At 57.4% G+C, this 24,711-nt stretch carries 15 protein-coding genes, 1 tRNA gene and 1 pseudogene; 8 read left to right on the forward strand and 9 right to left on the reverse strand.

Annotated elements, in window-relative coordinates; translation table 11 throughout:
- Positions 1 to 65 precede the first annotated feature (65 nt).
- Genes AC1MGT_RS14200 through AC1MGT_RS14215 form a run of 4 tightly spaced genes read left to right on the forward strand, consistent with a single transcriptional unit; the run spans position 66 to position 4,791 of the window.
- Complete coding sequence (locus AC1MGT_RS14200) at positions 66 to 1,478, forward strand: TolC family protein (RefSeq protein ID WP_499500717.1); 1,413 nt, start codon at positions 66 to 68, stop codon at positions 1,476 to 1,478.
- Positions 1,479 to 1,483: 5 nt separating this feature from the next.
- Positions 1,484 to 2,461, forward strand: a complete 978-nt coding sequence (locus AC1MGT_RS14205) for an HlyD family secretion protein (protein WP_499500718.1) — start codon at positions 1,484 to 1,486, stop codon at positions 2,459 to 2,461.
- Positions 2,462 to 2,470: 9 nt separating this feature from the next.
- Positions 2,471 to 3,652: an ABC transporter permease gene (locus AC1MGT_RS14210; RefSeq protein WP_499500719.1), complete on the forward strand. Its 1,182-nt coding sequence runs from the start codon at positions 2,471 to 2,473 to the stop codon at positions 3,650 to 3,652.
- A complete protein-coding gene (locus tag AC1MGT_RS14215; protein WP_499500720.1) occupies positions 3,649 to 4,791 on the forward strand; it encodes an ABC transporter permease in 1,143 nt (380 codons plus the stop codon). Before AC1MGT_RS14210 ends, AC1MGT_RS14215 begins: the two co-directional genes overlap by 4 nt.
- A 21-nt stretch (positions 4,792 to 4,812) precedes the next feature.
- On the opposite strand, the gene AC1MGT_RS14220 is transcribed toward AC1MGT_RS14215, so the two are convergent.
- The 5 genes from AC1MGT_RS14220 to AC1MGT_RS14240 all read right to left on the reverse strand — a co-directional run bounded on the left by AC1MGT_RS14220 (position 4,813) and on the right by AC1MGT_RS14240 (position 16,166).
- Positions 4,813 to 5,481, reverse strand: a complete 669-nt coding sequence (locus tag AC1MGT_RS14220) for an SOUL family heme-binding protein (protein WP_499500721.1) — start codon at positions 5,479 to 5,481, stop codon at positions 4,813 to 4,815.
- 321 nt (positions 5,482 to 5,802) lie between these two features.
- On the reverse strand, positions 5,803 to 6,381 hold the full coding sequence (locus tag AC1MGT_RS14225) for an SCO family protein (protein WP_499500722.1): 579 nt from the start codon (positions 6,379 to 6,381) through the stop codon (positions 5,803 to 5,805).
- Between the two features lie 37 nt (positions 6,382 to 6,418).
- Positions 6,419 to 8,113, reverse strand: a complete 1,695-nt coding sequence (locus AC1MGT_RS14230; protein WP_499500723.1) for a multicopper oxidase family protein — start codon at positions 8,111 to 8,113, stop codon at positions 6,419 to 6,421.
- A gap of 904 nt (positions 8,114 to 9,017) precedes the next feature.
- Positions 9,018 to 9,746: a PEP-CTERM sorting domain-containing protein gene (locus AC1MGT_RS14235; RefSeq protein ID WP_499500724.1), complete on the reverse strand. Its 729-nt coding sequence runs from the start codon at positions 9,744 to 9,746 to the stop codon at positions 9,018 to 9,020.
- 96 nt (positions 9,747 to 9,842) lie between these two features.
- A complete protein-coding gene (locus AC1MGT_RS14240; protein WP_499500725.1) occupies positions 9,843 to 16,166 on the reverse strand; it encodes a peroxidase family protein in 6,324 nt (2,107 codons plus the stop codon).
- 1,162 nt (positions 16,167 to 17,328) lie between these two features.
- On the opposite strand from AC1MGT_RS14240, the pseudogene AC1MGT_RS14245 reads away from it, so the two are divergent.
- Positions 17,329 to 17,427, forward strand: a pseudogene (locus tag AC1MGT_RS14245) (IS5/IS1182 family transposase); the annotation flags it as partial.
- A gap of 317 nt (positions 17,428 to 17,744) precedes the next feature.
- Here the strand turns inward: AC1MGT_RS14245 and AC1MGT_RS14250 are convergent.
- The 4 genes from AC1MGT_RS14250 to AC1MGT_RS14265 form a co-directional block, all read right to left on the reverse strand.
- Positions 17,745 to 17,872: transfer RNA gene (locus AC1MGT_RS14250), tRNA-Ala, on the reverse strand.
- Between the two features lie 8 nt (positions 17,873 to 17,880).
- Positions 17,881 to 18,681, reverse strand: a complete 801-nt coding sequence (locus AC1MGT_RS14255) for an HDOD domain-containing protein (RefSeq protein ID WP_499500726.1) — start codon at positions 18,679 to 18,681, stop codon at positions 17,881 to 17,883.
- Between the two features lie 257 nt (positions 18,682 to 18,938).
- Positions 18,939 to 19,412 carry a type VI secretion system amidase immunity protein Tai4 gene (locus tag AC1MGT_RS14260; protein ID WP_499500727.1) on the reverse strand — a complete coding sequence of 158 codons (474 nt, stop codon included), beginning with the start codon at positions 19,410 to 19,412 and terminating at the stop codon, positions 18,939 to 18,941.
- Positions 19,409 to 19,909 carry a type VI secretion system amidase effector protein Tae4 gene (locus tag AC1MGT_RS14265; protein ID WP_499500728.1) on the reverse strand — a complete coding sequence of 167 codons (501 nt, stop codon included), beginning with the start codon at positions 19,907 to 19,909 and terminating at the stop codon, positions 19,409 to 19,411. Before AC1MGT_RS14265 ends, AC1MGT_RS14260 begins: the two co-directional genes overlap by 4 nt.
- A gap of 918 nt (positions 19,910 to 20,827) precedes the next feature.
- Here AC1MGT_RS14265 and AC1MGT_RS14270 point away from each other — a divergent pair.
- The 3 genes from AC1MGT_RS14270 to AC1MGT_RS14280 all read left to right on the forward strand — a co-directional run bounded on the left by AC1MGT_RS14270 (position 20,828) and on the right by AC1MGT_RS14280 (position 24,608).
- Positions 20,828 to 22,510: a hypothetical protein gene (locus tag AC1MGT_RS14270; RefSeq protein WP_499500729.1), complete on the forward strand. Its 1,683-nt coding sequence runs from the start codon at positions 20,828 to 20,830 to the stop codon at positions 22,508 to 22,510.
- A gap of 47 nt (positions 22,511 to 22,557) precedes the next feature.
- Positions 22,558 to 23,847 (forward strand): type II restriction enzyme NmeDI-related protein, encoded by a 1,290-nt coding sequence (locus tag AC1MGT_RS14275; protein ID WP_499500730.1) that lies wholly within the window; start codon positions 22,558 to 22,560, stop codon positions 23,845 to 23,847.
- 98 nt (positions 23,848 to 23,945) lie between these two features.
- Positions 23,946 to 24,608, forward strand: a complete 663-nt coding sequence (locus AC1MGT_RS14280) for a hypothetical protein (protein ID WP_499500732.1) — start codon at positions 23,946 to 23,948, stop codon at positions 24,606 to 24,608.
- Positions 24,609 to 24,711: the final 103 nt, after the last annotated feature.

Raw genomic sequence — 24,711 nt, forward strand, 5'->3', positions numbered from 1 at the left:
TGCATGACCAGCAACAGCATCCGCCCCGACGAGGGCGGATCGACGAATGAACACCGGAGCAATGCATGAAAGTGAAGGCTATTTTGCCTGGGGCAATTGCAGCCGCCGCGCTTGTGGCGCTGACCCTGCCCGCGCGGGCCGATACCGGCATCGACTATGCCGAGGCGCTGCGCCGGATGCAAACCAGTGCGGGTGCCGTAAGTGGCGCCCGGCTCGATTTCCAGGCCAGGCAATTGCAGGCCGAGGCGCTGCGCCGCATCGATGGCCCGGATGTGCGCCTGTCCGGCTTTGCCGGGCGGGTCTCGACCACCCTCAGCGTCGACACCGGCGCCATTACGCAGCTGGCCAACCCGGTGCTCGACTCGCTACCGCCGCTGCCGGCCCTGAACCTGCCGGACATCCCGCCAGCCATCAATGTCGACCGCGTGTTCAACGTCCATTCGCTCGGTCTGAACACGGTCTGGCCGCTCTACACGGGCGGGCGCCTCGATGCGGTCAAGCAGATCGCCGCCGGCCGCGCGGACGAAGCCCATGCGAGCGTGCAGGCGGCCGTGGACGATGCCTCGATCCAGCTGGCGCAGCGCTATTTCACAGTGCAACTTGCCGCCAAGGCCAGCCAGTTGCGCAGCTCGGCGGCCGAGCTTGCCAAAGAGCATCAGCGCATGGCGCGCAAGATGGAGCGTAGCGGGCTGATCGCGAAGGTCGAGCGCCTGAAAGCCGATGTCGCCGTCGACAATGCGGTCAGGGAAGCGGCAAAGGCGGGCAGCGACCTCGAGATCGCGCAGCTCGCGCTGCGCCGCCTGCTCGACGCGCACGGCGCCGTCACGCCGACCACGCCGCTGTTCGTGCATGCCGAGTCGCCCGGCTCGCTGGCCTCGTTCATCGATGCGGCCATGGCGTCGAACGCGGCCTGGAAACAAATTGCAGGCAAGCGCAAGCAGGCGGACGGCGCCCTGCAACTGCAGGGCCGGGAATTCAGCCCGACCGTCATCGGGATCGCCAACTATAACCTCAACCGTGGCAGCTCCAGCCGCGCCAACTGGCTGGTCGGGGTGTCGCTCAGCGTCCCGCTGGTCGAGCGCATCGACCGCGCAAAAATGACCGCCGCCGCCCGGCTCGAGCAGCAGCGCGTCGAGGTGGCGGCAGAGCAGGCCGGGCGCGATATCCCGACCCTGGCTGAAAGCCAGTGGCGCAGCATGGAGGATGCCCGCCAGCGCTACCTGGCGATGGGGTCTGCGATCGAGCTGGCGGCCGAGACGCAGCGCCTGGCGCAGGTGGGGTTCCAGAACGGGCAGGCCACGTCGACCGACGTTGCCGACGCGTCGCTCAACTACACCAAAACATCCCTCGAGCGTGCCCAGGCCGGCTACGACTACGTCATGGCGCTGGCCAAATTGCTGGGCACCAGCGGCGAGCCTGAGCGCCTGAGCGCGCTGTCCCGGACCGCCACGCACATCGTCGACCTCACGAAAGAATAAGCATCATGGCAAAACCTTCCACCAAAGGCCTGCTTGCCGGCGGCACCGGCATTGTCATTCTCGCCCTGCTCGGCTGGGGCCTGTACCTGGCCTTCCAGCCGGTCCGCGATCCGCTCCAGGGCCAGATCGAGGCGCAGGAAATCAATGTGTCGTCGAAGGTGCCGGGCCGGGTTGGCCAGGTCCATGTGCAGCTGGGCCAGCGTGTCGCCCGCGGCGATCTGCTGTTCGAGCTCGACAGCCCCGAAGTGCGGGCCAAGGTGGCGCAGGCCGAAGCCGCGCGCGATGCCGCGCGCGCGACCAGCCAGAAGGTGCAGGCCGGCGCGCGGCCGGAAGAAATCGTCGCCGCGCGCGCCAACTGGGAGCGCGCCGAGGCGGGCGCCAGTCTCGCCAGGGTCACGTTCGAGCGCATCGGGGCGATGTATGCCGAAGGCGTCGTCGCGCGCCAGAAACGCGACGAGGCCGAAGCCCAGGCGCGCTCGGCGAGCGAGCTGGCCACCGCCGCCCGCGCCCAATACGCGCTGGCGCGCCAGGGCGCCCGTGCCGAAGACCGCCAGGCTGCCGAGGCGCAGGCGCGGCAGGTAGCCGGCGTAGCGGACGAAGCAGGCGCCGCGCTCGACGAGACGCGCATCACGGCGCCCGCCGCGGGCGAGGTGACCAAGCTCGCGATCCAGGCCGGTGAGCTGGCGCCGCAGGGCTTCCCCGTCATTACCCTGGTCGACCTGGCCGATGTCTGGGCCGTGGTGGCCGTGCGCGAAGATGCATTCAAGGCGTATGCGCAGGGTTCGGTTCACCAGGCCACCATCCCCGCGCTCAACACACGGGTCCAGTTCAAGGCCACCACGGTGTCCGCCTTGCCGGCCTTTGCCACCTGGCGCGCCGCGCGCCCGGGCGGCACCGATCTGCGCACCTTCGAGGTCAGGCTGCGCCCGACTGCCCCGGTGCCCGGACTGCGCCCGGGAATGACGGTCGTGTTCGATCACTGAGCGCGGCCGATGACCCGATCCGGCAACGCCATCGCATCGTCCTTGCGGCGCGAATGGGCACGCCTGCGCGCCGATCCATGGGATATCGCCATGCTGGGGGCGATCCCGCTCGCGCTCTACCTGCTGACATGGTGGACCTTCTCGGCCGGCGTGGCGCGCGACCTGCCGCTGGTGGTGCATGACCGCGACCATACCGTCGTCTCGCGCAACCTCATCCGCATGCTCGACGCCTCGCCCGGACTGAACGTGGTGCTCGTCGCAGACAACGAGGCCGAGGCGCTGCGCCTGATCCGCGCGCGCGAGGCATTCGGCCTGGTGTCGATTCCTGCAGATCTGCAGGAGTCGGTGCTTGCGGGCCGCGGGGCCAAGGTCCAGTGGGCCTATAACGCCCAGTTTTCGGCCCATTCGGGCAGCATGACGCGTGACGTGCGCGCCGTGGTGACCACCCTGTCGGCGGGCATCGAACTGCAGGCGCGCGCGCGCCGCGGCGCCGGTCCCGGCCAGGCCGGCGTGCAGATCGAGCCGGTGCAAACCCGCATCAGCACGCTGTTCAATGAAAACGGCAGCTACATTCCGTCGCTTGCGCTGCCGGTGGCCTTTACGCTATTGCATATGTTCGTGACGCTGGCGGCGGTGACGGCGATTGGCCGCGAATTTCGCGCTGCCACGGTGCCCGACTGGCTGGCCGCCGCCCACGGCAAGCCTGCTGTGGCCTTGCTAGGAAAATTGCTCATTCCCTGTGCCTGCTTCGCCGTGCATGCGCTGTTGCTGTTCGTCCTGTTCGGCGTCGTGCTGCGCTGGCCGGTGCAGGGGAGCGCCACGGCCATGCTGGCAGGCACCGCCCTGTTCATCACGGCCTGCCTCGCGCTTGGCGCGGCGATCGCTGTCTTCACCTCATCGCTGCGCGCGGCGCTGTCGGCCAGCGCCTTCATCACGGCGCCCGCGTTTGCGTTCGCCGGCCAGGGCTTTCCGCTGCTGTCGATGCCGCTGAGCGCGCGCATCTGGGCCGAATCCCTGCCACTGACACACTATCTGCAAATGTTGAACAACACCTGGACCGGGGGCGCGCCGCTGCGCTACAACATAACGCACCTGGCGATCCTGCTGGCCTTTACGCTTGGCCTGGGCGTGGCTGCCTGGCTGCGCCTGGCGCGCCGCATGCACCAGCCTGCCACCTGGGGCAAGCAATGAGCGCCCCGCGCCGCGCCTGGGGCGCGTTCATGCTGACCTGGCAAGCCATCTTGCGCGACAAGGCGGCGCTGCTGCTGTTTTTCATTTCCGGCATCATCTATTCGTTTTTCTATCCGCTGCCCTATAGTACCGAGACGGTGCGCCGGGTACCGGTCGCGGTGGTCGACCAGGACCAGTCGGCCCTGTCGCGCCAGCTGATCCGCTATGCCGGGGCCCACCCCGGCCTGGTCGTGGCCGGCGTCAGCACGCGGCCCGAAGATGCGCAGGCGCTGATCTGGCAGGGCAAGGCTGCCGGCGCGATGTTCATCCCCGCCGACTTCAGCCGCAAGGTGCTGGCCGGCATGCAGCCCGAAGTGGAGGTCAGTGGCCACGGTTCCTATCCTTTGCTGAACAAGGTAGTCCTGAACGGCCTGGCCGAGGTCGCCGGCACGGTGTCCGCCGGTATCGAACTCAAGCGCCTGGGCGCATCGACCTCGTCCGGCATGCAGGCCGAGGCGGCGCGCCAGCCGCTGGCCGTCGAGGCGCTGCCGCTGTTCAATGTGCGCGAAGGCTATGCCTCGTATGTCGTGCCTGGGGTCATGGTGCTGGTCATGCAGCAAACCTTTTTGCTCGGGATCGGGCTGTTGTTCGGTAGCTGGTCGAGCGACAAATCCTTCCCTTACGGGCAGGACGCGGCCTCGTATTGCGGCGCCCTGAGTGCGTTCGCGCTGGTCGTGGTGCTCAATGCGCTGTACTTTTTCGGCTTCGTCTTCTGGTGGCAGGATTATCCGCGCGGCGGCAACCTGGCGGGCACGGCCGTCCTGACCCTGCTGTTCGCCTACAGCGTGGCGGCTTTGGGCATGTTGATCGGCATGTTCTTCCGCACCCGCGAGCGCAGCATGCAACTGCTCGTTGCCACCTCCTTGCCCATCATGTTCCTGTCGGGCCTGACCTGGCCGGCAAGCGCCATCCCGCTGCCGTTGCGCGCACTCGGCGCGCTGTTGCCGTCGACTGCGGCGATCCAGGGCTTCGTCGCCACCAACCAGATGGGTGCCTCGCTGCACGAGGTGCGCATGGAGCTTGCCATGCTCCTCGGCCTGGTGCTGGTGTTCGCGGTTGTCGGCCTGGTCAAATGGAGGCGCATGCCCGCGCGCCGATAACAGGCGCAGGCGCGGCGCCGTTCAGTCGAGCTTTAGCCAGATCTCGTTGCGCCGCATGAACCATGGCGTCATTGGGCTGTTGTAGCGCGACAGTACCGGTTCGCCCGTCCAGCGGATAGCGGCTGCACGCAGTGCCGCCTGGAGTTCGGCCAGGTGCTTGTCGTAATTGGCTTGCGACCAGAAGCCGGAATACCGGATCACCGCCACCTGTGTGGGTTGCACTTCGCGCAGCCTGATGCTTGGATCGAGCGGCAGCGGCGCGTTGTCCATATTGATATCCTTGGGCAGGACGAACTGCACCAGGATGCCGTCAGGACCCGTGCTCTGGGTGACGGGCGCCGTCATGTCCAGCTTGGCCGGGACCGACGCCTGGGTCACAGGGGCGGTCATGGCAAGCTTGCGTTCGCCCTTGTTCTTGCCAAAGATGTAGCCGGCCAAAATGGGAAAGGCGCGGTTCCCCGCATCCTCGGCGGGAGGCGGCATCACCACCTCCGCGACGGTGTAAGCCCCGTACTGGCGAATCTCGAATGTGGGGTAGGACCGCACGATGGTGTAGGCGGGTTCTTCGACCGCGTGGCTGGCTGAGGGCAGCAGCACCAGCGCCAGCCCCACGACGCAGGCAAGGCCAATCAGCTGTCGTGTGCGCCGTGGCCGGGCAATGCGGCGGGATGGTCGGGTGGGGGCAGTCATGGCGTGCTTTCCTGAGGCAGTGAGCATGGCAAGAGCATACACTTTCCACAACGCGGCGCCTGGCCGGCCAGGACACAAGGAGGTCTGGCATTACTGTAGCGCGTCGCGTCTGGCCTCGGGCAGGTTGGCGACCACGAAGTCGGTCGGCGCACATGCCATGAGCGGCCCTGGCCTCGATGCCCCCATTCCTTTGTCAAACCATTTGAAGAACCATCAAAGAACAATCTGAACCATTTACCTCCTCCGAAAACTTCACCGGGATTGGCCTTTACTGATCGCAGCGCGCTCCGGTCAATGATGTAGGTTCGCTTGACGAGACTATCAACAGATATTTTCGATGGCGCGGACGACAAGGCTCGCCCGGCTTCGGTTTGGCATCATCATCCACCGGTCCAGCTTGACATTGCCAATGCGAAGGACGCCGGTGTGGTTCCGGATATCGGCATCGGCTACCGGATCTGTGTCGTAGAAGCCGAGTTTGCGTCGGACCAGATCGATATCCTTGGGTGAACCGGTAAGAAATGACCATCCCTTGCCGACTCCAAATTGTTTTGCATATTCCGCCAATACAGCCGGAGAGTCGAGTTCTGGCCGTAATGTGATCGAGTAAATAAACACATCGCGGCCAGACCGGTCCATGAGCGCCGTCTGCACCTCGCGCAGACGCGCCGTATTGTCCGGGCAGATAGCGGTACACATCGCATACATCATATTAATGACGACAACCCTGTTCTCCAGCAGATCCGAATACAAGCGTCGTGGCTTGCCGTCATGATCATATAACACGGTGTCAGGGAAATACGGATGCGCAGAAGGCGCATGATCTGGCGATGCAAGCAGCTTACTGGCCACGCCAAATGCTAGTCCTCCTGCGGTTGCAAATAAAAGACGCCTGTCCATGTCTGTCACCTTGTAGGTTTATTTGCCGCGCAACTGCTCAGTCTTCGACGTCAAAACGCACCATCATCGAATGATCTTCATGGATCGTGTTATGACAATGCATCATGTATTTGCCAACGAAGTCCCGAAACTGTACATATATTGTGACGCTCTCTTCCGGATTCAGAACAAAAACGTCTTTTCGTCCTGCTTCGACTAGCGACGGCGGTCTGCCTCCGCGTGACAACAAACGCCCCTCTTCAAGATGAATATGGATCGGATGATGCCAACCGCCGCTCCCCCCCAGTTCCCAGATTTCTGCAGTACCGCGCTTGACTTTGAACGAGGCTTTTTCAGGATCGAAGACCTCGTTGTTCACCAGCCACACGCCGTTCTCGCGTTTGAATCGAAACTCGCGCCGTTTGGCTACCTCAGCGAAGTTTATTTCTGGCAGTGGCCGCAATTGGCTCGGAACGCGGCTGCTATCGGCGGCGGTACGGTCGACGTCGAAGCGCATCAGCGCATTGCCGGCAAGGTTGAGAATACTTTCAGGTCCCCGGCCCTCGCTCTGCACAATGCGATCCACCAAGTACAATTCGGAACCAATCGCGATGGTTGAGAAATCCATGACAATGTCGATCCGCTCGGCAGGCGCAATCCGTATCGAGGTCGCTTTCAAGGGTGCCGGCAGCAGGTTGCCGTCATTGGCGATAATCCGGAAAGGCAGGTCAGTATTGCCTTTCCGCACGACCAGATCGTAAAAGCGTGACGTACTACCGTTGAGAATGCGGAACCGGTACTTGCGGCTTGCTACCTTGAAAAAAGGTGAAACCTTACCATTCACGGTAAACTTGTTTCCAAGGAAGCCTTCAGTGTCGAACTGGTCGAAAATCAGCAGGCCCCCTGCATCGAACTTCGGGTTCTGGATGATCATGGGGATATCGTAGACCCCTACGCCGCTGGGCAGGCGCAAGGCAGTCGGTGATGGATCCCGTTCGTTGCCGGAATCTACTTTGTCAAACACAAGGTAGAAAGCGGCGAGCCCCTTGTACACGTTTGCCGCTGTGAAACCTTCACGGTGATCGTGATACCACAGTGTCCCCAAAGCCTCCCGATAATCGCCTGCGCTGTCTGGCCATCGATCGGTACCTGCATATGCATTCGGATAATGGCAATCGTAATACTTGCCAGGTCGGGTCAGTGTAGGCCCAGCAATTGTGGTGCTAAAATAATTCCCGGCAAACCCATCGCTTTCCGATGCCGAATGGCCATTGTGCAAGTGGGTCGATATCTCAGGTGAGCCAAAACTATTTACGTCGCGAGGCAGTCTGTTGTAATAACGGACAATCACAGGCTCACCTATCAGCGCGACGATCGTTGGACCGGGGTATTTACCGTCGTAGCCCCAAATCGTCTGGGTAGGCAGGTGCGGATGGAATGTATGCATCCCTTGCTTGACGATGATTGAATAGGTTTTTTGGTAAGGAAACCTGTTCCACGCCTGGTGCCGGTCACGCCCCGCCTCGTCGGCATGGGGGTATTCCTGCGGCGGCGGACTAAGCTCTACCGGCAGTTTGGGACGATACACCGGGAGTGCTTCAAGATACGGTACGGTATACGGAGGCGTGATATCTGCGCCGCTGACGTCGAGTGAACGCGACGCAATCAGTCCAGATCCTCCTGCTGCAGCACCGAGTTTGAGGAATTCGCGACGTTTGGGCGTGAGAACTCCTTTTTCTGTGGATCTCTGCATGTCGACACCCTTGGCTGTTAAAGTTTTATAGCGTCTGTCTTCGAAGGCTTGGCACCTCTGAAATTCTTCAGACGACTTAATGCCATGCCCCTTTTTTACTGCTTGATTAATTTATTATAAGTAATTGAAAAACATTGATTACAGTATCCCCTGCCCAGATTGCATATTACTCCATCGCTGATAAAAATCTACTTTTATTGAAGTCTATTTTTCGGGGTTGAGTTTCATGAGAATGTAAAATACCCTGGCATGGTTCGCCAAACTACGTTTCGCTACTATGATTAAAAATCGAAACTCTAAGGAATGTTTTTCTTTATATCATCCTTTAACTTAATTAAAGAAATTAAGCTAATTCGTAAATGCTCAAAAATGAGCAACGCATATCGAAATTTTTTGTGCTTGCGATGAAGTTTTGCGAAAATTCTTTGCTTCTCTGTAGAACCTATTTCCATCGTGAATTTTTCAGGTATCTGGTTGATTGCCTTAGTTTAAAAAACGTAAAAATCGGGCTTTCTTTCCTGAGGATGCGTCTGGCGTGGTATTTTCGCCGCAGTCTGAAAATATCCCTTAATAAAGCAAAAAACCTGGGTCAGGAATGTCCCGCGCACTGACAATGTCGAGCTTCTCTAACTGTCCTGCTGCCTGTATGTCGTCTACGGCCAGTGCTGCCAAAACATGCTTACGGAGCGCGGCAAATACGGGTGAAGATGGATCAAGTAAGCCTGCCTTGCAGCGCTTGGGGACATTCACTGCACTCACCACACGGCACCATTACAAACAGAAGCACATTTGGCCTTTGCGCACACGCGCACCGGCCTGCCACCGCATCAGGGGCGGCAGGCGCGAGACGAACCACGCGACATCGCTGCGTTCGGTCCACAAGGTAGAGGAACCCCTTTTGGCGCTATTTCAACGCCGGCTGCGTACCGAAAACGACTGCACCGGGAACACGGGGCCGGCGCCGTACTGCAACCAAGCCTGCCAGACCAATCCCGAGGCTCAACAGCGTAGCTGGTTCAGGCACTGGTGCGTCTTGCAGGCCGCTGATGCGCGCCTGGCGCGCGTCCAGAATCTCGAAAGGGCTCAGCAACGACAGGTTTCTCAACAGGGTGCCGTCCGTGGCATCCACACGGAAAAAGTTATTGCCATTGCTGAGCTCAAGGGTATAAGTGGCCATTTCCCCATTAAATCCGAACGCTGTGATATCGGCGAACCGACCCGCTGGGTTACGAGGCACGACGGGCATACGGAAATTCAGGAACAACGAGGTAAAGGCGCCGTTTTGAACACTGACGTCAAGTAGCCGGAAGCTGCCGTCTGCTCCGGTCACTTGCGGTGTCATCGGCGGAGTTGCGCTTGGATTGTCGGCAGCTATCAGCGATTCATTACTTGAGTAATCGACGAGGTACCGGTCGTTGACAGGGCCCGCGCCTGCGGTACCGGTGACCGTGGTGGATGGCCCGGTATCGCTCGGTCCCGTATTGAACCGAACGGCAAACACGCCATTCCCGACGCCGGGCACTGCTGCCGGCTCCGAAAAAATGATGCCGGCCGAGGCTAGCTGTATGCTCGCCGCAGACAGCACGAGAGCGACGACGACTTGTCTGGCTTTGCAAAAATAATAATTTTTCATGATGCCTCACTTGGTTGAGAATGATGTCGACCAAGCACAGGACAACTGTCCCGTGCCGGCCACAGAGGTGTCGCTTACAGCTACAACAAGATGCCTTTAGACAGCCAGTACGAAGTCGGCCACGGTCATTGAAGACAGATCCCCAAGGCCCTGAAGCAAGATCGAGCCACCTCCAACGATCTGGATTTGTATGCTGGTGTTGTTGTCCACCAGCGTAAGTTGCACTTTTGACGTGAAATTAGCCTCTGTGATACCGAGTGCAACAAGATCGATCCGGTCCTGGCCGCCGTTCGGATTGGCATCGAATCCGGATATCGTGTCAGCGCCAAACGCGTACACACTGAACGCGAATGCATCAGAACCGTTCCCCCCTTGAAGAACATCGTTACCAGCGCCACCGTCAAGACGATCGTTGCCATCCATGCCACGGAGAATGTCGTTGAGACCGCCCCCGATGATGGTATTGCCGAGTTCATTGCCTACCAGTGTTGCAGCAGCGCCGGAATGCAGCAGGTCCTCGAGGTTGGCACCGAGCGTATAACTCGTCGCCGTCGACTGCACCGTGTCAGTGCCTTCGCCAGCCACTTCCACGATCACGTCCGACGTCTGATTGACCTTATAGGCGTCGTTGCCCTTGCCACCAGTGAGGGTATCTGCGCCGGCGCCGCCGTCCAGCACGTCATCGCCGTCACCGCCGGTGATCTGGTTGGCCTGGTTGTTGCCGGTGCCGGTGAAGTTGCCGGTACCGGTAAAGGTGAGGTAGTCGACATTGTTGGCCAGCGTGTACGCCAGCGCGGTCGACCTGACGGTATCCAGGCCTGCGCCAGCTGTCTCCACGATCACGTCTGCGGTCTCGTCGACGATATAGATGTCGTTGCCTGCGCCGCCCATCAACTGGTCGGCGCCAGCCTTGCCGTCGAGGGTATCCGCGCCGGTGCTTCCGATAATAATATTGACAAGGCCGTTGCCATCGCCCAGGAAGGCAAGGTTGCCGGTGTAGGTCAGGTTCTCGACGTGGTCGAACAGCGCATAGCTGGTGAGGGTGGTTCTGATCAGGTCGGTGCCGCCGTTGAGCAGTTCCACCACGGCGTCGAGCGACTCGTCGACAGTGTAGGTATCGTTACCGCTGCCGCCGGTCATGCTGTCAATGCCGGCCCCGCCATCCAGGAAATCCGCAGCCCCCGCACCTGTGATCCGGTTGCTTAGTGCATTGCCGGTCCCCCTGAACACCTGGCTGCCGGTGTAAAGGAGATTTTCCAGGTCGTCGCCGAGTACATAATTCGCCAGCGTGGTGCGGACGGTATCGTCACCCTCGCCAAGCAGCTCGACAATGGCGTCGCCCACGTCGTTGACCACATAGGTATCGTCACCATTGCTGCCAGTCATGCGGTCGGCACCCGTGCCGCCATCATGCACGTCGTCGCCTGTGCCGCCGAACAAGATATCGTCGCCAATACCGCCGGTGAGCTTGTCATTGCCGGCCCCGCTGCGCAGTTCGTCGTTGCCGGCGCCGCCGTCGAGGATGTCATCGCCGTCGCCGGCCACGATCAGGTTGGCACCTGTGTTGCCGGTGCCGTTGAAATTGCCAGTGCCGGTATAGCGCAGGATTTCTACATTGTTCGCCAACGTGTAAGTCGCCACGCTGGCATTGACGGTATCGTTGCCCGCACCAGTCCCTTCGACGACGATGTCGCCCAGATCCGAGAGGGTATAGGTGTCATTGCCGACGCCGCCAACCAGCCGGTCTATACCTGCGCCGCCGTCGAGCATGTCGTTGCCGGCGCCGCCAGTCAGCGTATTGGCCTTTGATGTACCCTGGCCGGTAAAGTTGCCACCACCGATGAACATGAGATGTTCGACGTTGCCGAGTTCATCAAGCGCGTAATTGGTCAGCGTCGTATGGATGATGTCGGTGCCTCCACCATCCAGTTCAGTGACGACATCGCCCGTGTTGTCGACCGTGTAAGCGTCGTTGTTCGCTCCGCCTATCATCTCGTCGGCCCCGGCACCACCATTGAGCGTATCGTTCCCGTTGAGGCCCACAAGGCGGTCATTGTTAACCGTGCCGCTCAGCGTCTCGCCAAGGTTGGTGCCGATGACCAGGTCGCCGACGCCCTTGGTCGGCGCCGAAATCACTGTGCGCGCAATGCCTGCCGCGTCGGTGAATGTGGCGACGACGCGCAAGCTCATGCCCACATGCGCCTGCGCTGGCGTGAACGTGGGCAATGTGGCACCGGCGATATTCGTATAGTCGCCCGTGCTCGCGCTCTGCCACTGGAACCTGATGGCCGATTCGAGAATGCCACTGAACAGTGCAATTTCTCCCGGCAGCGCAGTCAGCACCTGGCCTTCGAGCGGCGTGCTGTCGCTGATCTTCGGCTCGCCGGTCAGGTTGACAAGATGATCGGTGAACTGCAGCAGTTCGACATTGCGGATCTTGTCCGTACCATCGGCCTGGGTGCCGCGCAGGTGGGCAACAGTCCAGGTGCCGTCGGCGTTGCGGCTCAGGTCGTAATTGGAATAAAGGTCCGAATAAACGGCCGTGTCGGTATCGCTCTTGGCCGCCGGGTCAGTGATGATCTCCCGGATGATCCGGAGCTGGCCTGGGTTGATCGTCCCGTTCAACATGTCCGTCTTGAGCTCGCTGATACTGTCGACCGACCGGATTTCGACGTCGGGATCGGTTGCGCTGCGTACGCTGACCCGCACATTCAGCCAGGCATCGCCATCGATCAGGTCGTCACCAGCCTTGCCAATGAAACGGTCGTTGCCGTTGCCCCCAATCAGGATATCCCCTCCGTTGACCGGATCGAACACCACCGCTTCGCCATTGGCCACCGCCGCCACGCCAAGGAGCTGCTGGAGCCCTGCAATCATCGCCACGTCTTTTTGCAATAGCTTGCTGTCCGATAATGGGCCGTTCAGGATGCCGCCTGGCTCACCGGCCGTGCCGGTCGGCCGGATCGTACCGGTCAGCACGTCGTCATACTTCCAGCCGGACAACCCCTCGACCGAGTCGAAACGGTCGCGCAGGATGAACTGGTCCTGTTCGAAGAAGACGGCAATACCAAGGTCCGAGTTGGCGCCGACGGGGTCGCCCTTGTGGATGGCCCAGTCGAAACCGAGCATGCCGTTGCTGCGCTGAATGCCGGGTCCCTGCACCATGATGTCGTTGCCCGACTCGCCGTCATAGTCGGTGTCGTTTCCCTGTCCATTCAGCACATCGTGGCCGATAATGTCGCTGTTGAAGAACAGCTGGGAGTTCTCGCCCGACAGGCCATCGAAGCCTTCGCCACCTTCGATCCAGTCGTCGCCCTCATTGCCCATCAGGCCGTCGGAACCGGGGCCGCCCAGCAAAAAGTCATTGCCTTCGCCGGCGAATATTTCAGTAAAGTCGGGGCCGACGATGAAGAAGTCCTGCCCGGTGCCGCCAAAGACGATGTCGTTGCCGGCACCATTGCTGATGACGTCGTTGCCGGCGTCGCCGCGCAGGAAGTCAGCCGCGCCTGCAGGCGTGCCGTGGTCTTCGATGATGTCGTCGCCGTCGCCGCCATGTACCTGATCGGCTTCGTCGCCGCCATCCAAGTGGTCGTTGCCGCCGTCACCCCATAAGGTATCCATACCGCGGCCGCCCATCAGCGTATCGTTGCCCGCTGTACCACCCAGCACGACGTGGTCCGGACCATCGTAGGCATAGGCCAGTACGCCGCCGTCGGCATGACCGTCGCCATTCACATCGGCGCCCGGACTTACCCGTGTGACGAGCGAGTTGATTGCATTTAGGACTTCGTTATTGCGGGTCGGATCGCCGTTCAGGATGGTGCTGCCTTGCACTGCAATTCCGGTGCGTTGGTTGGCCTGGTCCATTTCCAGGATATAGCTTGGCGTGCTGAACAGCAGCCCAGGGAGATGTGTCGTGCTGTCCGCATCGCCCAGGTCGCTGTTGCGCATCACTATTTTGGAAAACAGGTTGCTCTCGAGTTCATTCAGAAGGTTGAGGCCCTGGGTCCGGCTCAGGTAATAGAAACGGTCGCCATTCTGCAGATTTTCCATCTGCGCTTCAAACACGAAGTTGAAGGTCGGGGCGAGCATGCCGCCGAATTCGAGTTTGGCTTCGGCCAGCCCGCCGATCCAGAAGTCGACATCGTTCAGGCCGGTTTCAACGTTTTTCCACGAGCCGGTGCCATTCAGAAAGTCGAGCCGGTCGGCAGGCGCATTCTCCTTTTCCGAATCTCCAGTGATGTTGATGTCGTTCATCACCAGCAGTGTTGCCGCCGCACGCTTGCCGGCCAGGGTAGTTTCGTTGGTTATTGTCTCGTGCGTGCCGTACGAGGCGATAAAGTTAATAATAGACGCAGGATTTTTCAGGTGCGGAGCGAGGTCGGCCCAGCTAGTATAGGGCTTGAGCTGGGCGTCGCCGCTCATCTCGAAGAATGCGGCGCGCGCTTCATTAAAGCTGGGTTCCCCGCTATCGCGTCCGCGTGCGATGTTCAGCGCGGCCAGGTCGAGTGGAAGCCCGACCAGGTTATTGCGCAGCGCTCCAGTAACGAACTCGTCGATTTCGTTGCCAACCTGGCGCGACATGCCGCGGATAATGTCAGCGATTGCTGTAGCTTCACCAGCCTCGCCGCCTGCGCGGTTGAATTCGACCGGATTAAGAAAAGCCTGGATCAGGCCAATGTCCTTATTGTTGAGATCGCCATCGAGCCGGGACACGGTTTCGGTGAGCATCGAGTGACCGAAGCGGTAGACCACATTCGCAAACTCTTCCATGATCGCCGGGTTGATGTCGGCCGAGTGCGAGAACACGAACGGCTCGATACTCGGCTGTACTGCGCGCGCGAACTCCTCGAAAACCATGTGTTGATATTGCATCTCGTTGACGAAACGCCCTGCCTGAAACAGGCGTTCGCCGTCCCACTGCAGCGATGCGAGCGCCGTCGGGGTCACCGGCATGGAGGATACGTCCACGGCCAGCCACTCGTTGAGCATTGTCAGGTCGCCGCTAGCGAGGATCGTCTGCTTGTACTGGTCTACCAGACGGTTGTGCTCGGAGTGGAAGACCGCATGAATGGCGGTGAGGCCGATGTTTTCGTTGCCGCGGCCATCGCCGTTGGAAAAATGGCGGTCCAGCAGTTCATCGTCATAGTAGCCGGGCGGCGCAACAGCGCTGGCACTGCCGACTATCGTGTCCAGGTCCGGCAGGAGCTTCAGTTCTGGCGTACCCGGATCGTGATCGTGATCATAGGTGCCCGGTGCCGAAGAGTGGGCCACATCGATCAGGAATTGGTGCCCAGTACGAATGGTGTCTTGCGGAATTGCTATACCGCGCCCACCATTTGCCGCCGGATCGCCCTCCACTAAGCCGCTGGCGGTTGCGATCTGGACAAAACCATTGGGTCCGGGCAGGAAGTTGCCGTAGGGGTCAGTTGCCAGCAGCGGTGCGTTGAACACATCGTCATCGGTCAACTGGATGCCAAGCTTGGCAGCAGCCTGGGCCTTGACTTCGCCCCAGTTGCCCCCGCCGAACGCCCCCGTCAGCAGTTTGCCGGTCGAAACAGGATTGCCATCGATCATCGAATATTCACGCAGAAACACCTGGTGCGACGGATGCGAGGTGTAGGTCTGGTTCTGGTCGATGAACGGTGTCGTCGTATTGGTATGGCCAACCGTGTCGTCGTCGGTGCCCAGCACCCCATCGGGACCGGGCAACGACGTGTTCGCCGCCCGCGACAGGACCATGAAGTTGGCGTGTCCTCCTTGCACGTACAGCGGATCCTGTGGATCAAGCGGGACGAAGACCGTGCCGCCGCCTTTTGAAATCAGGTCCAGCCCGTGGTCGAAGAACTGGCCGAACAGGGCCATGACGCCGGTGAACGGCGGCGACAGGCCGATGTCGGGGGAAAGGTTCGGAATGTACAGCGTGCCGTTGTCAGTCACCACCGTATTTTGTCCGGGGTAGGTGCTCTCGTCCGCACGCTGATCTGCCGCCGCCACGGCCGCCGGATTACGGTTACTCTGGTCGACGATCAGATTGCTGATCATGCGTGGCGTGGAGTCGAAGACCACGTTTCCCGGCATGGTCTGCGCATAACTCGTGACCGGACCGGCTTGCGTGTCCTGCGGTCCGTAGAAGTACTGTGGCTTGCCCTCGGCGGACATGAATTCGGCAGGCACCAGGCGTGGCATGATTTCATCAGCCGCGCCCGAACGTTCCATCCCTGGCAGCAGGTTATTCCATGAGCCATCGACCGTACGCAAGCCGTACGGGAGCAGCGCACTCCCGACCAGCGCCGGCAGGTTCTGCATGTTGCCGGTAGCCGGGTTAACGCTCGCTTCAGCGATCTTGATCTGTTTCAGGATGAAATTCAGGTCATCAAACGTAACGTTGAAGCCATATTGCGAATTTGACGTCGTCATTTGAATACTCACTTTCAGGAGTTGGTTCGCGGCCTTTTGAAAGCAGCGTCACACTGATTGATGTTTCTGGTAAAAAAGCCATGCTTCCATATCAGATATACGGTGTGCAGTCGCACATCTCCTGCTTCGCACAGATTGCGCAAAACAGGCATGACGAGGCCGTCACCGGTCTAATCGGCTAGCGGGAAGTGCAGTGGATAAGATGCAAGGCGCCAAGCGAAGCGTGCGGCGATTTAATAGCTGGAGGAATCAGCTACGGTTGCCAATGCTTGCCACCTGCCTGTTCAAGGCCCGACGAGATTACCAACATCGCTCTATTCGGCACTTCAATGGCATTGCGTCCCAATAGGGCTTGCGATATCGGTGTTGGAGACTGAATTTGTATCGTGAAGGTCGACCCTGTGCCGTAACATGTCGAATAAGCGACGTGCGAGGCAACAGCTTGCTATCAGTGGCGAGGAATTGAAATAGCTGAGCGATTCCGGACTTTGCAAGCGCGGAGTAGCACAAGAGCCCAACGTCAGTATTGCTTATCCGGCGAAGGCATTTTCGCCAGACGGATAGCAGGGCGTACTTTTCAAGCCCCGGAGTAAACAACGCTCCCACGGCCATGAAAAGATAAACAGAAGAAACTGTCAGAGGAATTGCAGGCACTGCGAATCGAATTGTTCTACAGCTGGCTGCGAAGACGTTTACCACAGCGATCCAAGAATGCCCGGTTTTGTTTCTTGGAGTAGATAGTTCGGTTTTCTCAGGCACGAACATAGCCCTGTCTAAAGACTTATCCATTCCCCACCCCTAATTTTGGCTACATCTTTTTAAAAAGATATTTTATTTAGTTGGAGAAACATAAAGCACTGAAGAGGTCGTTTGTATGTAAATACATAGTACGATAAATGCATAAATTGTTGTAATTATTTCTTCATTTGTAGCGTATTTGCACAGCATGATGAAATATCTGCGAGAAACAGAATTTATTGCATTCGTTCAATTCCAGGCGAATTACCAATAGGCGAAATGTGATCTTCAAGCCGAGTTTCCCACCGAGAAGAAATAGATTCCCCGCGCCCGCTTACGGGCCAGATCGGGATTGTGACGCCATGGCCGCTGCCAGTGGCGGCGGTGCTGCGGTGCTACCTGAACGGTGACAAACGCGGTCGGCGAATGCATCAAGGATTCGATTTACGACAGCCAGGCCATTCGCGGCTTTGTCGGCATCAACCCGACGCACGAGTCGGCACGGCCCGCAACTGCATTCCTAGCCCGTCCATCTGGACGAAGCGTTACGACGTGCCTTAAATCGACTGCACGGCGGTGGATTCCCAAGCCGATGTAGATGCGTCGACTGAAGGCCGATATCGTTTCGCAGTTGTACACTTGCTTTCAGCTTGCGCAAATCGCGCCGTAGACGACTTGTGCAACGAAGCTGATGGAAATGGACAGTCGAACGATTCGGTCGAGACATCGCTGACCGCTGCAGTTTGTTTCGCTTATCTACATGGGCTGGATACGAGGACTACGAGCCCCACAAGCAAAAACGCCAACCAGTGATGGTTGGCGTTGCGTGAACGATATTCTTGGTGGCCCGGGGTGGAATCGAACCACCGACACAAGGATTTTCAATTTTCGCGCGGCGCTGTATCCCCACTATCGATTTGCCAGACCAGGTGTGACGGCCTGGTCCGGAGACAGCGCGCTCCACCGCCCAGGCGAGTCATGGCGCGGCCGAGAAGGATGCGTGGGATGGAAACTTTTTGTGCATCCACTCGCGGTTCAGCTGCAAAGCGGTGACGACGTCTTGCGGCAAGCTCTCGAGAATGGCCGGATCGTCGCTCGGTGTGTCGGCCAGCAGGCTGGCCAGGTGGATGATTGCCCCGAGTTTGCTGAACGGGTGGGCGGCCATTGGATCGGATGCGCTTTCTAATGCGTTCACGATGACGACTGGGAAATTCCAGCGACGACAAAGTTCGGCGGTAATGTGCCCCTCCGAAAAGCCCAGCAATCGCGTTTCGCGTTCCCACCGTCCACCCGGCAGGTGGGGTTGCTCCTCGATCTCGGCAAACGTTGCCGGCGCCGCCTGGTAGATCAGCAGTTCGCCAAGCCGCATCATCATGCCTGCGAGCCAGGCATCCTGGCCATCGTCGCCCAGGCAGACGGCCAGCCATTTGGCGTAGCCGGCGCAGGCCATGCTGCTTTTCCAGAACTCGTCGCTGTCGAGGCCCGGAAGGTCCGGGAAGGTTTCGGCGAAGCAGGCCGCCAGGGCCAGGGTGCGCACATGCCCAAGGCCCGCCATGGCCATGGCATCGTCGAGTGACGTGACACCACGCGCGACGCCGAAGCGGGCGCTATTGGCCAGGCGCATCAGCTTGGCGGTGAGGGCGGGGTCGCGTGCAATGATCGCGCTGATTTGGGTGGCCGACGCATCCTCATCATCGAGGGTTTTGATCAATGCGTGAGCGACTTCTGAAATGACGGGCAATTTTACTGATTGAAAAAAAGACGATAACTCGCTCATGATGATTCTCCAACGGAACATCGCCGCTGCGACAGGTTGACGGTCGCGCGATGGGGTGACATTGAAATTTCACGATAGCATAATTGTTTCCCTTGGGAACTGGTCAGGGAAATTATTTCCTGGACCGGACACAAGGATCGCGGATGCCAGAAAGCCCGCTTGGCCTAGTCTATGTGGTAAGCACCTTTGCGGCCAGCGTCGCCTCGATAACGCACGCACTTGACCTTGGTATGAGGGTGCTCGTAGCCAGCCAGTTGTTACTTGGCGGCTGCGCCGGGAGCCCTTGCCCGCGAAGGGTTTTCCTGCCTGAAAGTACGCTTCGGGTGAATGACCAGCCGCTTGACCAGGTCTTCCAGCGCTTTGCTATGGTACAGATCCATGCACTTCAGGAAATCGAACCTGACTCCTTTGATCTCCGATTCGACGAGCGGATGGGAGTAGTCCCGCGCCAGATAGCGGTTCACCAGCGACTCGACCGCATCGGGACTCTTCTCCATATCGAAGTAGGTCCAATCACGCAAGGCGCTGGCACTGCTTCCAGCATCAGTGGCTGCACCCGTGTCATTCCGGTATGCCTGTGTCATACAGGTTGCCAGCACCATGTCCTTGTAATTTTGCGCATAGGTGCGGGCGCCAGCCTGTGGAGAAATGACGGTTTGATCGGAGGCGTGGACTGTGAATGACAGCAACGTGGAGGTCACAAGCGCCAGGCACAACGGGATCGACTTCATCGCAAGCCCCAGAAGTTCGCACGGTCCGTGCGATATTTTGCTTCCGGCTCATTGAAATAACAGTGGTCATAGCAGGATTGGCCGTTGAAAAGGGTGGCATGCCCCTGCGCATCCGACCAGCCAGATACCTCAAACAGGATGACACCTTTCTTGCCAACCAACGTGCCGCCGCCGGAAGCGGGATATTTCACAACCTCAGCTTTGCCCCATTGCTGCTTCAAAAAACCAATCAGATCCCGTACACGGAAAAAGTATTTTCGCCCGTCCGCCCCGGATACTGTCTGTCCATGGATGTTCGGAATCATCAGGCCTGCCTCGCCAAGGATATAACTCATCCGCACGGCGCAGGTGTTATTCCAGCGCTGCGCATCCGTAAAATTATTAATATTCTTCTCAACATTTCCTCCTATCACCTTTGCTACCCTGGCGCCCGAATTGACGGGGTCATAAATTCGCTGCGAAGCTGCCCATGCAGCAATGAAGGAGGGGCGCGACATGTTGTTCATCCTTGGTTGGGGTTGCATCGGATTGGTCGTTGTGGCGTCTGCGGAGAATTACGCAGCCGTCGGCCGCCTGCTGGCCCCGACGCGCGGTACAGACAGGCCGTCGCGATTATCCGCAATCCGTTCAGATCGGGCTGGACGCTTGTCAAACCAATGATTCGCTCGCATTGATGAACCAGGTCCGCCGACAGAATTCTCCCTTCTATCTGCTGCATAAGCTGCTCACCCGCCTTGCGCAATACTTCCCTCACGGCTGTTTCGCGGACGATGCTCCTTTGACCTGATCAGGCTTGGAGACATGAGCTTGCCATGCTGTATTTATGAATGAGCGAAGTGGACATTGACAGGCGCCGATGCCTGTGAATTCCAGAAACGACAACGCCAATCACGGTGGATTGGCGTTGTGGAAGGGATGTTCTTGGTGGCCCGGGGCGGAATTGAACCACCGACACAAGGATTTTCAAGTCGAAGGTCGCGCGAAATTTGGATGCCTGCATTTGTTTACCGAAGGTTCTACCTAGTGGGAGTAAGTCCTGATGCTTGCATGCTAGTAGAACCCTCATCCATACCTTCTCAAAGTTTTTATAAGCATTTCACTGGACATCCGCGGCAACTCATCAGGTCTATTGGAAGCGTTGCCTTGCTTGAAACGACGCACTGCGGCCGGAAAGTGACCGGCGCTTGACTCTCTACATAAATCGGTGCGTCAGCTACTTACCGAGCGCGCCGGTTTTAGGTGAGGCGAATAATCAGAATCGGCAGTCCTTTGCCCCATCAATTGCCCAGCTGAGTTCTACCCGCTCCAAAGATCTCGCACAGGTGTGTTAACCCAAGGCTACAGTCGCTCAGTTAACTCCCACTGTTTGCCAACGGCAAGTTATACTTTTGCCATTGCTGTGACGAGGAAGACAAATGGGATTGTTTGGAAAAAGGCTGAGTCTAGATTCGCTGAAGAACGCGGCAGCCGGTGCAAAAGAGAAGTTGGAGAGCGCTAAAGACGCGTTGCAGGACTCGGCCAGTGAGTGGAATGCCAAGACCACGGAAGCCAGTAGCAAAATTGCTCAGAAAGTAGCTGAAGCCGCAGGCAGTGCGGCCGACGCTGTGTGTGAATTCGATTATCAGGGCGCTAAGCAAAAGATTAACTCGGTAGCGTGCGGGATTACAGAGAGCGCCGGTGAAATTACCGGAAAAGCAGCTGACGCGGTGCGCAATTTTGAGCTCGATGAGTCAAGGGAGGCCGCTGTCAATTTTGCAAAAGATTCAGCAAAAAAATTTAATCATTATATCCGCCATACTTTCGAGGTAGACAAGTCTACTTTCGACATGGTGAACGACATCCGTAACAAGCTTCCGGTACCTGCGCAGTCAATTGACGACATCTATAGCCAGTGCCGGGATGAAGCGGTGCGTCGAGCGATAGCAGCATTCATGCTAGGGAACATCCTGGACGAGAAAAGCCAGGCCAAATACGACAAGCTCACGGACAGTTACGAGGACTTCCGTATATCACGCAAGAAGCTGGTCGGAGATACACACAGAGACTATGCGGCTATGAAGCCTAGTGAGGACACGCCAGATGGCACAGTTTTCGAAAATGGTTACAACCCTGATGCGCCGCTTGTTTATGAAAAGAACCGTACCACCACAGTTTCCGTGGACCACGTCACTTCAAGAAACGAAATTTTCCGAAGCGCGCTGTTGAAAGCAGGTCTCACGGACCAGCAACTAGGTGACGTGATGAACGACCCTCGCAACATGGTATATGCAAATCGTAGTCTCAACAGCCAAAAAAACGATTTAGACATGTACGATTGGATCGATACCTTTGGCAAACCGCACCCGACAGATCCAAGCAAGGTGATTGTCACAATCAGAAGCTCCGGCGCAGAGCATATAATCGATAAGCAGGCTGTCGACCAAGCTTATGCCCAAAGTAAGAAAGCCTATCGTGACGGCCAGGTCGAAGCAATGAAGGGGATTGCAAGCTCAATGGCCGTAACGGGCGCTACCATGGCGGCTCAACAGGTGGTTGGCCTAATCGTAGTAGAGACCATTGATGTTTTCATGGATGAGCTCAAGAGGGTCAAGCTGATTTCTAATGCCGGAATGATCGACGAACTCAGGGAGAGCAAGGATCGGATCGCCGCTCGCCTGAGTGAGCGGTTTGAAGAGCGCCAAATATGGGTTAAGGCGAAGGCGTTAGGAATAGAAGCGGGTGTTGCGGGAGCTCTAAGCGTGATTCCGCAAATTATGATCTCCCTGATCTTAAAGATGCCTGAATTCATCTATTCCATAATCCGGGAAAGCACGCTCAGTATAGTGCGCTGTGTCCGCGTGCTGGCCAGCAACGAGCCTGATAAGCTTGCGGCTGTGCAGGTAATTATGCTTGGAACCGCATCCGCTATCGCAGGGGTGTATGTGCAGCGCGTAATTAGTCAAGGAGTCGCTTCGGTGCCTATGCTGAATAAATTCAATCCGCAAGTCTCCTCTATTTTGTCAGGTATGTTCATCACAGCCATTCCTTTGGCTGCCATTTATACCTTTGAACAAAACAAACACCATCTGGCACTCAAGATCAAGGGCGCACCAAACTGAGCGACGAGTTTACTTTTGAAGCTGCCAAATTAAATATGAAAGGCTATATGACTACGGAAAACATTTCACAGTCAATTCTTGATTTTCTTTCAACTTACGACGCAAAACGCATGGATGCGCTTTGGCAGATACATCGCTCAAACTTTCGAAAGTTTTGGCATGACCGTATATTGTTAGATGATGGGAATGCTATTACCGATAGTGAATCCGATGAGGTGGTACGTATACTTGATCGTAATGGCAAAGGGAATACGAAAGGCAGTGAAGCCGTAGCCAAAGCGATGGTTCCGCAAGGTGCGTGGCGCCGGATGTTTAAGGATTTCAAGACAAACCGCGATCTGGGCAAGCTTGTATATTCCGTTCTGGAGTGTGAGGACAAAACACGAAAATCTGTCTTGATTGATGAATTGTATAGGATAAACGAAGGGCAAGGAAATCATCTTACTGGAAAAAGTGCTAACACTATCAGTGCGATGTTAGCCGCTTACGATCCTGAAAGAAACCTCTCGGTCATATCGCTGAATGATCGACGAGCATTAATGCGGTACCTAGGAATCCCGTTGAGTGATGCTGCAAGAATCACCATCGGCGCTGAAATCGTGGAAAGTAACGAAGCGATCCAAGCAGCTATGCGCGCCAGAGGATTAGACGCTACAGCTAGGACGGTTACTAACTTCCTTTACTCCCCAAATATAAAGATCTTGTGGAAGGAAGGACATACAATCAAACGTGCGGAAGGCAGCGTCAACGTGGTCGTGCCCACTATGACGGACGAAGAGGAACAGGAAGAGCAAGACGTTGAGACGAAAATTGGAGATGAGGTCAGAGAATCGATGCAAATTCAGGGTTTAATTGCCCAGATCGGAACAAGCATGGGTTTCAGGATATGGCTTCCGAAAGCCGATCGAAGCCGAGTGTTAAAAGTTTGGACGCCCGAGCCTGGTGAACTACTGGACGAGCTCCCGTTAGGGTATGACTCAACGACCACGGAGACCATCGCACAAATCGATGTTCTCTGGTTACGCCAACGCTCCATTGTGCGCGCGTTTGAAGTTGAGCATACAACCTCAGTATATTCCGGTCTGCTCCGAATGGCGGATCTTGTTGCATTGCAACCCAATATCAACGTGAAGCTGCACATTGTTGCACCTGCGGAGAAGCGGGAGAAAGTTCTTAAGGAAATCAGGCGTCCCGTGTTTTCGCTTTTGGAAGGAAGAGCACTAGCTGAAATGTGCACCTATCTCTCATATGATCAGGTAAAGGAGATCGGTGCAATCAAGCATCTCATCCACATGTCCGACAAAGTCATTGACGAGTATGAAGAAACGGCAGAGTAATTCCTAGCGCGTCAGAATAAGTGCCCTTATCTTTAAGGAATTGCAAATACCTACGAGTTTGTGGTATGTTATTTCTAGCAAATTTTTTTGGTCTAATAATGAAAAAGTCTTCACTGCGCGCTGAATTTGTTGCGCCTAAAGATGCAATCGTGGCGTATGTTGTCGGCGTACTTTTAACATTTTCCCTCTATCTCTGCGAGCATTGGTTGCCCTTCCCATGGTTGGGATGGCTTTATCGGCTAAACGACTGGTTTACTGCTAGCGCAGCTTCTCTCTTAGCAGTAGCTCCATGGATCATTGCTGGGCTTCTATGTTTTTTGGTATGTTTTGTGAAAATTCCCCGACTAACGCAAGCTGAGGCGGCAGATACATTGAAGTTGCTGACCACTTTTGTGGTGACATGGAAAGAAGTATTAAAGCCTTGGCAACTCAAAAAACGTATTTGTGAGGAAACCAAAGGTACGCCTCGAACAATTTATTTGAGCGCGAATGCAGGGAGGTGGATTCTTATAAAAGTGGTCAGCGCGGCGTTGGGAACAATAACCGGCGCGCTACTTGTCCTCGCACTGCTCACCAAGTTGCAAAGTAAAAATGATTCTGGGCCAATCTTACACATGGCAGTCGCAAGCATTTTCGTCAGCTATTTTTTTGCTTTGTGTATGACTAAAACAATTCCTGATCTCCTGCGTAATCAGCTGGAAAGCCGCTTGTTGAAGAAAAGAGCTGTCGACGATGCATCGCTGGAAAATACTGGAACATAGTTCATACTTTCTGGCGAGTATGCAAGGAAACGTCAGAGGGCTTTGTTGAGCAAATTAAGCGATGGGTGAGCTGACGCTTCTGATAGCCGGTTTTACAACATCG

The organism is Telluria sp. BA11, from assembly GCF_056680305.1.